The organism is Alteromonas sp. DYW1, assembly GCF_059752595.1.
In genome coordinates this window covers 2,086,535-2,097,228 of the sequence record NZ_CM186038.1, presented here as the reverse complement: position 1 = coordinate 2,097,228, position 10,694 = coordinate 2,086,535, and the positions used below count along the sequence as shown (strand labels likewise).

Sequence of the window (10,694 nt, the reverse complement as noted above, 5' to 3'; positions counted from 1 at the left end):
TAACAACGCGATAATTACTGATTTTGATTGCTTACGGATCGCTTGCGCAGCTGTTGAGTTTGCAAATGCAAACTGGCTCGAACCAACAATTCCTGATCAGTTTCTCGGATTCGACTGTAAATAAACGCGATATGGTAACCATCTGGATGCGGGTCGCAAGTAATAACTTCAGCAAAACAAAAAACCGCGGCAGCTTCTTCTGGTAAGAAAATTTTTAGTTCTACCCCTTGGCCTATCTCAAGTGATTGGGGGCTAATGATTTCAATGCCACCCCCACCAAAGCGTAATGTTGCATACCGCATGGCTTCGTCGTCTTGCTGGTGCAGGATATAAGACATCATCAAATCTATTTTGCGCGCTTGCGCGGTAAGGAAGTCAGCTAATTCGGAGGCATGATTACTTAGGTTACGCAACGGACGTAGTGCTTGAGCTTCTATGCTAGAAAGCTCTCCAGCGATCTTAAAAGCGTAGGGCATGTGTAACTCAAGTTGATGATGATCAGGGATTGCAGCATTTTCAACCGCTTTGATATTTACGTTAAGCGTATGCTTGATCAAGAAGAATTCGTTAAACCGCTCTTTCTTTTGCGCAGCTGAGAGCGTATCGAATGACTGGTCCATAGTAGATTACCTTGTATGGCTTTACAGATGTTCGTATCATGCGTTGGCATTGTCGCATTAACCATAACTTTCGCAAGCAATTCAATTGCTTTATTGAAAGTTTCGAGCGTTAGGAATCTATGTTTCATCCCGTTTTTGCATTTATTGGCCTGCGGTATTCCAAAGCTAAACAGAGCAGTAGCTTTGTAGCATTTATCAATTTCTTCTCTGTTGCAGGTATTACCCTTGGGATCATGGCCCTGATTGTTGTGTTGTCGGTCATGAACGGTTTTGAAGGGCAACTTAAGCAACGAATTTTAGGTGTTATGCCACATGTCGTGGCTGGTATTCCGGCAGACGTCGCGGAAAGTATGGCATTGCCGGAAGTGATTGGGGCTATGCCCTATGCTGAGGCCGAAGGTGTATTGCAAACGGCCAATGCGCTGCGCGGGGTGATGATCCAGGGTATCGAGCCCGCAGCGATGAGCCGGTATTCCATCATTGATGACAATCTGTTAGTGGGGGAGTTAAGTGCACTCGTGCCCGGCAAGTATCAGATTATTATTGGCCGCGCCTTGGCCTCCCAGCTTGGTATACGACCTGGAGAACCACTCCGTCTGCTGCTTGCCGGTGCTTCAGTGTATACGCCATTCGGACGCGTACCAAGTCAACGCCTAGTTGAAGTGGTAGGTGTGTTTGATGTGGGGTCTGAGTTAGACGACAAAACGCTGTTTATGCACATTAGCGACCTGCAGCGCTTAAAACGCGAAGCTGCTCCAGTTTCAGTATCGCGTTTGTTTTTGCGCGATGCCTTTGCTTATCAAGCCACTGCGTTCGCCCTTGAGCAAGCTGATATTGAACATACAACATGGCGCGCGCGGCAGGGCCCTTTATTTGATGCGGTAAAAATGGAAAAGAATATGATGTTCTTGTTATTACTGCTGGTGATTGCAGTCGCAGCTTTCAATATTATTTCAGCGTTGGTGATGGTGGTAAATGAAAAGCAGGGCGATATCGCTATTCTTATGACTTTAGGCATGCAACGTACCAGCGTTATGCGGATATTTTTGTTCAACGGTATGTTAAACGGTTTAAAAGGTGCTGCTTTGGGTACTTTGTTTGGCGTGCTATTGGTATTGGGGCTGAACCCTATGTTTAAGGCGTTGGGCGTGTCGACAGGCTACAGCTTAAGCGGCGGCCTGCCCATTGACCTGCGCATTGATCAGGTTATAGGTGTTGCGCTGTTTGCTCTTTTGCTATGTTTGCTGTCGACGTTATATCCAGCCTACAAAGCATTATCAGTTCAGCCGGCAAGAGCCTTACAATACGAATAAGTTTTCACTATACTTGCGCGAATTGATTTTCAGGGGCTGCTCATGCAAAAAACCTTTATTACCGCACAATCCTTACTCGAAGATTCATTCCGACTCGCTCATCAAGTATATGAAGATGGCTTTAGGCCTCAGTTTATTATTGGTATTTGGCGGGGCGGTGCGCCAATTGGGATTGCGGTACAAGAGTTTTTTGAGTTTAAACAAACGCCCACAGATCACATCGCAGTGCGCACATCGTCTTATTATGGAATTGACAAACAGTCGAAGGAAATCCGTGTGCACGGTTTGCATTATCTGATTGAAAACGCCAACGCTGATGATGCGATATTGATTGTCGATGATGTATTTGATTCGGGTCGTAGTGTGGATGCCTTAATCAAACAAATCAAAGCACAAATGCGCTTAAACATGCCAACCGATGTGCGTATAGCCTGTCCTTGGTACAAACCAGCGAATAACAAAACTCAGTTAGTGCCAGACTACTACGTACGTGAGAGTGACGAATGGTTAGTATTTCCGCACGAACTCGCTGGCCTCACAGAACAAGAAATCCGCGCGGGCAAGACCGAGTTAACTAACATTATGGATGTGTTGTTTGATTAGTGTGGCGGTGATTTCGTTAGCCTAACCGATTAACAACATGCTTACGTTCAAATGCCCAACCACCGTTTGATAACGGTGGTTGTCTAAAAGTGCTAATCGGTTTAAACAATTGATAAACGCCAGTAAAAACTAGCTTTGCTTATGCCTGCAAAGCATTCGCACGGCTATTTACCATCAATATAAAATTTGTCGTGGAAAGTGTAGACCCAATGTGGGCGATAAATGACTAATAGTGTCATTGTCATGCCATTTAACATACCCTCTGGAAACAATAGTAACGGGATTAGAACGAGATAATTGTCTTGCACCGTTAACCAATCATAGATCCCATCTACAGTATAAAAACCGCCAATCAGAGCCATTTTTAGCGCAATCATTAATGCGCCGGGAAAAAATGCACAGACAAAAATATAGAGGAATAAATTGCGTGGTAACCGATGAAATGACAGGTTGTAGATAAGATGTGTCAATGCTACGGGAACTAGGATGCCGAATAGGCCGTTGATCCCAAACATCGCCCAGTCTTCCAATCCAATCAGTGTTACCCCGGTTAATGCTGCGGTTGCTGCAATCAGCGAGTAGCGCACACCCAGCGTCAGGGCTAGCGCAGTTAACCAAAGAAAGTGAACCGATAAACCGTCATAGATCCCAGCGCGAAATATCCATAAAACAAACACACTTGCGCTGGCGCCGAATACTAGGTGTTGCTGTAACTTCGACTGTCGCAAGGCCGTAAAATCAAGATGCCTTAGTGTCCAGATTAAAACGGCAGCAAATCCTAAAAGGCCTAAAAACTGCAACAAAGACACGGTTTATGCTCCGAATGTCGCCCAAATGGGAGCATGGTCTGAGGGCTTTTCGATGCCACGTAATTCATAATCGATACCCGTTGCTGTTAAGCGCTCCAACAAGGGCTTAGTGGCTAAAATCAAATCGATACGCAATCCGCGATTGTCATCAAAGCCTTTAGAGCGGTAATCGAACCAGCTAAATTCTTGATCTTTACTTGGGTTTTGTTCGCGATATGTATCATAGAGCCCCCACTTTAAAAGGTCATTCAACCATTCGCGCTCTTCTGGCAGAAAACTGCATTTTCCAGTGCGTAACCAACGCTTAGCGTTTTGTTCACCGATACCTATATCGTAATCCGTGTGTGATATGTTCATATCACCGATGACGACCAACGGTGTTTGATTGTCACATTGGCTAGCAAGATAATGATTTAAATCTGCATAAAACTTGCGTTTGGCAGGAAATTTCGTTGCATGGTCGCGACTTTCACCTTGTGGAAAATAGCCATTTAGGACGGTCACTTTCTGCTGCCCGATTGTGTAGCGCCCAATAATCATTCGGCGCTGGGCATCAGCAGGGTCGGTTTTAAACCCGTACTCTACCGAATCCGCGGGTGTTTTGGACATTAATGCCACGCCATAATGACCCTTTTGGCCATGAAAAGCGACGTGGTAGCCCATGTCTTCAATGGCTTTAACCGGGAAGGCTTCATTATCGACTTTGATTTCTTGTAACCCAATGATATCTGGGGAGTGCTTATCAATAAGTGCTTGCAATTGATGTAGGCGGGCGCGAATGCCATTGATATTAAAGGAGATGATCTTCATTAACTGGATACTGCATTGACTAAATCTTAAAACTTTGCGTTATATTAACAAACTTTGCGCAAAAAAACGTCGAATATAAGCATTCTTTGTGGCTTGTATTATGGCCAAAAAAACGCACACATTGTGGCCAAATTAACTAGCGGGAAATGGCGGCAATCGTTACAATTACACAACGTTTACAGATGGAAAGTAAAACATGCATATCGAAGGACAGGACCAATTTCACGACCCATTACCTGGTGAAGAGTTTTTGCGGGTTACGCGGCTAACTCCTGAACAGCGTTTTGATTATTTTTTAGAGCATTTACAGAAAATTCCCACACTTTGGGGCTTGTTTGGTAAAAACGGCTGGGTGATGGTTGAGAGTGAAAATGAGTTATGTTTACCCATTTGGCCGCATCATGATTTTGTTGTCGGCTGGGAGCGTGATGATTTTCCCGAATGTGAGCCTAAGGCGATCCCGTTAGAGGAGTTTCTCAACGTTTGGATAGAAGGTTTAAGCAGCAATCAAACGTTATTGCTTATTTTTCCTTGTGGCGAAGAGGAGGAAGGGATTGTTATTACCGCAAGTGAGTGGGTTGAATGTTGGCATGAACTTAACGCACAGTAACAACCTTGAGCGACGATAGTAATCTATTACCACTGGCTAGCGATATAGCTAAGTGTAATCAGTGGGACACCATGTTGCGCCAAATTATGCTAGCGGGGAAGTCATTGGTAGCTGATGTGGCTACGATCCAAACAGATGCTAACAAGGTGGTAGGGTGTGAGGCCGCGGTGTGGTTGAGTATTGCTGAATCTGATGATGGCTCTCGGGTTTATAGTGCCTATTCCCCAGCAAAGATTGTCCGCGGCTTATTGGCGGTTATATTGGAAAAAGCGAATGCGCTGGATCCTGCCCAGCAACAAGTGTTTGATTATCAATCTTACTTGAGTGAAATTGGTTTGCAGCGCTTCTTAAGCCCCTCACGACAAAACGGACTTGCGGCAGTGATTCGGCGCATCAAACAACATTAGTCGCCTTTTGTCGTGCCTTGCGCTAATTTTAACGCACTTTTTGCTTCTATCCATTGCCCCATATACTGCGTGCTTGCCAGATGGTGGTGGCGTAACATTGCACCGATAAAGTTACGTTTTCGCCGCTCTTCAATGTCGGTTTTGGCCTGTCTAATGATTTCTGCTAAACGCTGCTGCTGGTGCACTAAATCTGCCTCAGTGACCTGTTTGGCGAGTGCTTGTTGATGCGCTTTTTGCCAACAATTTTCTTCATGGTATAGAGCGATAGTCGTGGCGATGATAGCGTCTGCATCATTACAAATTGCGCCGGGCCATTGTTCTGCTGGCCCCATTCCTTCACTCCCAATAATGGTGGTTACACAAGGGGTGCCTACTTGAAATGCGTCCAAAAATTTTCCTTTAATCCCTGCGCCGAAGCGCACAGGTGCTAAGCAGACCCGCGCGTCGGCGAGGACTGATTGTGCATTATGTGCCCATCCTTCGATCAAAAAACGTTTTTTCGGTGCGTGCAATTGGGTTGCTTTGGGGGGCGGATATGCGCCATAAATTCGTAAGTTAGCGTCGGGCAGTCGCTGACTGAGGCGGGGCCAAATTTCAGTGTATAGATACCGCACGCAATCCCAGTTTGGTTCGTGTCTGAAATTCCCAATAAACACCAAGTCGCGGCGTTGCTGAAAGCTAGGTAGTTTACTATCGCTTTGGATCAGTGGAACTAAAGGATAATGGTACAAAAGCTCTTCTTGGATAGCGAAGTTTTGTTGCAAGAATTCCTGTTCAGCTGCAGAAACCAGTAAGGTAAGATCACTACGTAAGATACTAGCGATTTCGCGGTAAAATTTGTCAGTGTGAAGGTTAATGGCAGTGCTACCTGATTTTGTGCTTTGCTGTCTCGCGCTGCGTAATGCATGCAGATCTTCAGTATTTAATATACACAGAGCATTTGGACAATGTTTGCGTACGCGCCACGAAAATTGCTCTTCAATCATAAAGCGGTCGAAGATAACAATGTCCGGTGCTATTTGCTTAACTAAGTCATCAAACGCAGGGTCGTTAATAGTCACTTTGTGAGTGGTAATCCCTAATTCATGCAGTGATACAGCATGCTCACTCTCTGCCGCAGCAGATACATAGGTTACATCCCACTGCTGTTTCTGCAGCGCTGACAAGATATTTAGCATGTTCTGGCCCGCGGCAGAGGAATTTGGCTCAGGCCAGACGTAACCAATCACAACAACACGCATACTTTTGCCTCTTTCAGGCTAGGTTTGTAAAAATTATCGCGTATGATATCAATAATTTGACTGAATATTGATATTTATCATGACGACTCAACTCGTATTTGGGGCTGGCTTGATTGGTTGTTATTTGGGGGGCTGTTTGTCGCGTGTCGCGCGTCATCAAGCAGTGCAGGAGTCTGTCCATTTATACTGCCGCGAAGGTATGGCGCACGCACTGCGGAAAGGCCTTACTTTGACTGATTACCAGAAAAATCGAGTGCAGTTGACAGATGTTATTGTGCTAACTGAACGTGATCACTCTGACGCCAAACCGGTTTCGATCATCTGGTTAACAGTAAAGTGCACAGCAGTAGCGCAGGCGATTGTGGATATGCAACCCTATGTAGGGCCAGATACACTGATATTGTGTTGTCAAAATGGGCTTGGGGTAGATCAGTTGGTGCGCAATGCTTATCCGCATAATGAGATTTTGCGGGTCATGGTGCCATTTAACGTGGTCACATTGTCAGACGGGCATTTTCATCGTGGCTCGCAAGGCGTGCTAACGCTGGAATCATCAACACATAATGACAGATTATTAGCTTTATTACAGCGGGCAGATATTGTCAGTAGTGAGCATGGGGACGGCTTATTACCTGTAGCTTTTACACAAGATATGACAGCGATGCAATGGGCAAAATTACAGCTAAACTTAGGAAATAGTGTGAATGCATTGGCGAATGTTCCAGTGAAAGCTATGCTTGAACAAAGAGGGTTTCGTCGAATTATCGCCGCCATGATGGATGAACTGTTATTGGTTACTCAGTCGTTAGGTTTGAAGCTACCAAAGGTTGCCTCAGTCTCGGGCCGTTTGATTCCGTATATCTTACGCTTACCGAACGGTTTATTTAAACGTGTGGCGAATAAAATGTTGGCGATAGATCCCACGGTAAAAACATCAATGTGGTGGGATTTGCACAATGGTAAGAAAACCGAAGTGGATTTTTTAAATGGAGCGGTACTAGCGCAGGCTAAACAGTTAGGTTTAGCGTGCCCAGTTAACGAAAAAATTGTCGAAATGATCCATGAAGCAGAAGCTTCTGCTACGATTAATTCGACTACCAGTGCCACAGAGTTATCCCAAAGGGTTGGAATCAAATAATGAATGTTGTTGATTATGCTGCAGAAGCTGCTGACATGTTCGCACTTCCTGAAACCGTTACCGCATTAAAAAAAGTGATTGACGATGAACAGTCTACTGTTGAGGACATTGCCAGTTTAATTACTTTTGATCCGACGTTAACTGCGCAGTTGTTAAAACTCGCTAACAGTGCTTTGTATAACTTTCCTAACCGGATTGATTCTATCGCTAAAGCAATTCAAATCATTGGTACCAAGGCTCTTTACGATCTTGCAGTTTCTTATGGCGTCGCAAAAACGTTTGCGACGGTTAGCAGTAACGTGATTGATTTGGATAAGTTTTGGGAGCAAAGTTTAAGCTGTGCTCTGCTGGGTAAATATATTGCTGAACGCAAACGCATTCCAGAGCCAGAGCGGCTTTTCGTTTCGGGCCTACTGCATAATATTGGCGAACTGGCTATGGTCCAGTCATATCCTGACTTAGCGTCTCAATGTGCTGCTATCAATAAAAATACAACCCCTCGCGTAATGCAACAGACCTTATGCGGTTTTACGTTCTCGCAACTATCTGCTGAAATTATGAAAAATTGGGGGTTACCAGCGAGTTTGGTTAGTTTGGTGGAGAATGTGCATCACAAATTGTTCCCAGCTGAACAAGCGGACGAAAGAGTCATTCAGTTAGCCTATGTATTGGCTCTGGATAATGTGCATCAAGATGTGTACGACCCATTTGCAAATTTGCAACCATTCCTGAATGAGGCGTTAGAATTTGATGAAACTCAGATTGAGACAGCGCTAGATATTACTAATCTGCAATGTATCAATATCATATCGCTGTTCAATCCGAGTAGCTTTATTGTGTATTAATCAAATACCGCGACAGTTTGACGACTCAGTGCAATCAGCTCTCCTGCTGCGTCCCAAATATTAGCCTCAGTGTGTCCGTAACCTTCACCTGCTTGCCGAGTTTCTGCTTTGTAGGCAAACCAGTCGGTTGGTTTAACTGGGCGATGCGGATGCAAAAATTCAATGTTCCAACTCACTGTACTGGCAGGCGCGGGCCACTTTAATTGTTGTAATAACGTTGGCGGCCAAGCATCAATTAACGTAATTAAATGTACGTCAGTCACTTCGACTGGGGCTTTTTTGAAACGCATCCAACCATAATAGTGGGATTTTTTTCCATTCATAAATGGTACGCCGCCATCCTCGATAGAAAGGTCAAAATGGCGTAAGAACCGCGGCGTAACTTTGGGAATTTGCGGAATAAACTTGGCTTTTTGAGGTTCGGGAAGGTCATGTAACAGTCCTTTCGATACCTTCAATTTTGATGCTCTACCCACACCAAAGCACACCAGGGCGGCAAGACATACCTTGTCTTGCTGCTGAATGTGCACTTGTAACTGCGACACATTCTTTCCACTGCGCAGCATGCTCGCAGTTACCGTAAATGGTAGATCGTAAACGAGTGGCCCTACAAAATTGACCGACATACTGCGCAGAACTCGATCATCAGTCACCAGTGGTTTAGCAACCTGATAGGCTATTCCAGCAGAGATACCGCCATACACCGTGCGACCTTGAGCCCAAGTGTCGTTTAAGGTTAATTGCACTTGATTAATGTCACCCTTGAGTTTTTGGTCACCCCTGATCGTTTGGATAATTTCGTCGATATGCATACTTTCCCTCTGGTCGGATGAGTTGGTCGTATGGTGCTTGATACGGGAACTAAGTGCAAATAGTTTTAGTGATGATCACAAATAATTAACATTTAGTTGAGCTCAATTGATTATATTCCGTACTATGGGGCGTCGGAATAATAATAAGAGCCATCATGAGTAGTGCAAATAGTGACGTTACAACCCCAACTGCAACCAGCCAAGTATCTAATGGCTATCGCAATTATGTTTTGATCATTCTCACTCTGGTCTATGCATTTAATTTTATTGACCGGCAGATTTTGGGTATTTTAAGCCCATTTATAAAGGCCGATTTAGGTTTAGATGATGCCCAACTAGGCTACTTAAAAGGTATTTATTTTGCTTTGTTGTATACCATTGTAGGGATCCCTATTGCATGGCTTGCCGATCGCTATAACCGAGTAAATATCGTCGCCGTGTCATTAACCCTTTGGAGTGGTTTTACCGCATTGTCTGGGCTTGCCAGCAACTATGCACAATTAGCATTAGCTCGCATTGGCGTAGGTATCGGTGAAGCAGGGGGCAGTCCGCCGTCGCACAGTATTATTAGCGACTTATTTCCCAAGGAGAAACGCGCAGGGGCGCTAGCTATTTACTCTTTGGGAATACCCTTTGGCATCATGGCTGCATTTTTCGCATCGGCATTTTTTCTTACTGGCGGAAGTGCTGATTGGCGTATCGTTATGATCAGTGTCGGCCTTCCCGGTATTGCGCTAGCGATATTGATGAAGCTGACTATTAGAGAACCGGTGCGCTCACAAACGGTTTCCCCAGATAATACTTCGCGACCGAGTGTGAAAAAGTCGATTAAAATTTTACTTTCGATCCCTACGTGGTGGGGAATGTGTTTGGGGATCTCATTCGCGTCGTTTGGAAACTACGCTATTTCTACTTGGCTAATTGATTTTTATGTTCGTGTTCATCCCGATTACCCTATCCGCGACCTCCTCATTGCCTTCGGTATAATTAACGGGACTGCCTACGCCCTGGGGGTGTGGTTAGGTGGTGTATTAGCCGATAAATGGGGTAAATATGATCGCCGCGCCTATGCACTATTGCCGGCGATAGCATTAATTCTTGGAGTACCGGCTTTTTACTACACGCTACACGTTGAAAGCGTAACCTTGTCGTTGGGTTTGATTACGGTATTTCTCTTCACTAGTGGATCGTATTTGGGACCCTCTTTCGCAATGGCACAGACACTGGCTCCGGTTAACGTTCGCGCTATGTCAACTGCACTATTTTTCTTTGTTCTCAACATTATTGCTTTGGGCGGTGGGCCGACGTTAGTAGGGATCTTCAGCCAGTCTATGATCCCCGAGTTAGGTGAGACGGTTGCCTTAACCACAGCACTTGAGTATTTAGTCTTTATGTATGTGTTATCGATTGCAGTATTTCTCTGGACCAGTACCCAAATCCGCAAAGATTGGCAGGCAGCAGCTGATCGCGGGCATTAATAGCCCGC

12 protein-coding genes are annotated in these 10,694 nt (G+C 45.0%); 7 read left to right on the top strand and 5 right to left on the bottom strand.

Annotated features, from left to right (window positions below):
* Nucleotides 1-14 precede the first annotated feature (14 nt).
* A complete protein-coding gene (locus tag AC121Z_RS09330) occupies nucleotides 15-620 on the bottom strand; it encodes a PilZ domain-containing protein (protein WP_498123763.1) in 606 nt (201 codons plus the stop codon).
* A gap of 119 nt (nucleotides 621-739) precedes the next feature.
* Here AC121Z_RS09330 and AC121Z_RS09325 point away from each other — a divergent pair, with 119 nt between their 5' ends.
* Nucleotides 740-1,933 carry a lipoprotein-releasing ABC transporter permease subunit gene (locus AC121Z_RS09325; RefSeq protein WP_498123762.1) on the top strand — a complete coding sequence of 398 codons (1,194 nt, stop codon included), beginning with the start codon at nucleotides 740-742 and terminating at the stop codon, nucleotides 1,931-1,933.
* Between the two features lie 42 nt (nucleotides 1,934-1,975).
* Nucleotides 1,976-2,536, top strand: coding sequence for a phosphoribosyltransferase (locus tag AC121Z_RS09320; RefSeq protein WP_498123761.1), 561 nt, complete (start codon nucleotides 1,976-1,978; stop codon nucleotides 2,534-2,536).
* Nucleotides 2,537-2,700: 164 nt separating this feature from the next.
* On the opposite strand, the gene AC121Z_RS09315 is transcribed toward AC121Z_RS09320, so the two are convergent.
* Both AC121Z_RS09315 and xthA read right to left on the bottom strand, forming a co-directional pair.
* Entirely contained in the window at nucleotides 2,701-3,345 is a 645-nt protein-coding gene (locus AC121Z_RS09315; protein ID WP_498123760.1) for an energy-coupling factor ABC transporter permease, read from the bottom strand.
* A 3-nt stretch (nucleotides 3,346-3,348) separates the two neighbouring features.
* The gene (xthA, locus tag AC121Z_RS09310; protein WP_498123759.1) at nucleotides 3,349-4,155 is read right to left on the bottom strand and encodes an exodeoxyribonuclease III; all 807 of its coding nucleotides are present in this window, start codon (nucleotides 4,153-4,155) and stop codon (nucleotides 3,349-3,351) included.
* A gap of 196 nt (nucleotides 4,156-4,351) precedes the next feature.
* On the opposite strand from xthA, the gene AC121Z_RS09305 reads away from it, so the two are divergent.
* Complete coding sequence (locus AC121Z_RS09305) at nucleotides 4,352-4,765, top strand: DUF2750 domain-containing protein (RefSeq protein WP_498123758.1); 414 nt, start codon at nucleotides 4,352-4,354, stop codon at nucleotides 4,763-4,765.
* A gap of 5 nt (nucleotides 4,766-4,770) precedes the next feature.
* The gene (locus AC121Z_RS09300) at nucleotides 4,771-5,172 is read left to right on the top strand and encodes a SufE family protein (RefSeq protein ID WP_498123757.1); all 402 of its coding nucleotides are present in this window, start codon (nucleotides 4,771-4,773) and stop codon (nucleotides 5,170-5,172) included.
* On the opposite strand, the gene AC121Z_RS09295 is transcribed toward AC121Z_RS09300, so the two are convergent.
* Nucleotides 5,169-6,413, bottom strand: a complete 1,245-nt coding sequence (locus AC121Z_RS09295; protein ID WP_498123756.1) for a glycosyltransferase — start codon at nucleotides 6,411-6,413, stop codon at nucleotides 5,169-5,171. The two genes, AC121Z_RS09300 and AC121Z_RS09295, sit on opposite strands and share 4 nt — an antisense overlap.
* Before the next feature lie 79 nt (nucleotides 6,414-6,492).
* Between AC121Z_RS09295 and AC121Z_RS09290 the strand changes: the two genes are divergently transcribed.
* Nucleotides 6,493-7,551 (top strand): 2-dehydropantoate 2-reductase, encoded by a 1,059-nt coding sequence (locus AC121Z_RS09290; RefSeq protein WP_498123755.1) that lies wholly within the window; start codon nucleotides 6,493-6,495, stop codon nucleotides 7,549-7,551.
* Entirely contained in the window at nucleotides 7,551-8,396 is an 846-nt protein-coding gene (locus AC121Z_RS09285; protein WP_498123754.1) for an HDOD domain-containing protein, read from the top strand. Before AC121Z_RS09290 ends, AC121Z_RS09285 begins: the two co-directional genes overlap by 1 nt.
* Here AC121Z_RS09285 and AC121Z_RS09280 read toward each other — a convergent pair.
* A complete protein-coding gene (locus tag AC121Z_RS09280) occupies nucleotides 8,393-9,208 on the bottom strand; it encodes an acyl-CoA thioesterase (RefSeq protein ID WP_498123753.1) in 816 nt (271 codons plus the stop codon). The two genes, AC121Z_RS09285 and AC121Z_RS09280, sit on opposite strands and share 4 nt — an antisense overlap.
* Nucleotides 9,209-9,363: 155 nt before the next feature.
* On the opposite strand from AC121Z_RS09280, the gene AC121Z_RS09275 reads away from it, so the two are divergent.
* Entirely contained in the window at nucleotides 9,364-10,686 is a 1,323-nt protein-coding gene (locus AC121Z_RS09275) for a spinster family MFS transporter (protein ID WP_498123752.1), read from the top strand.
* The last annotated feature ends 8 nt before the right edge of the window (nucleotides 10,687-10,694 follow it).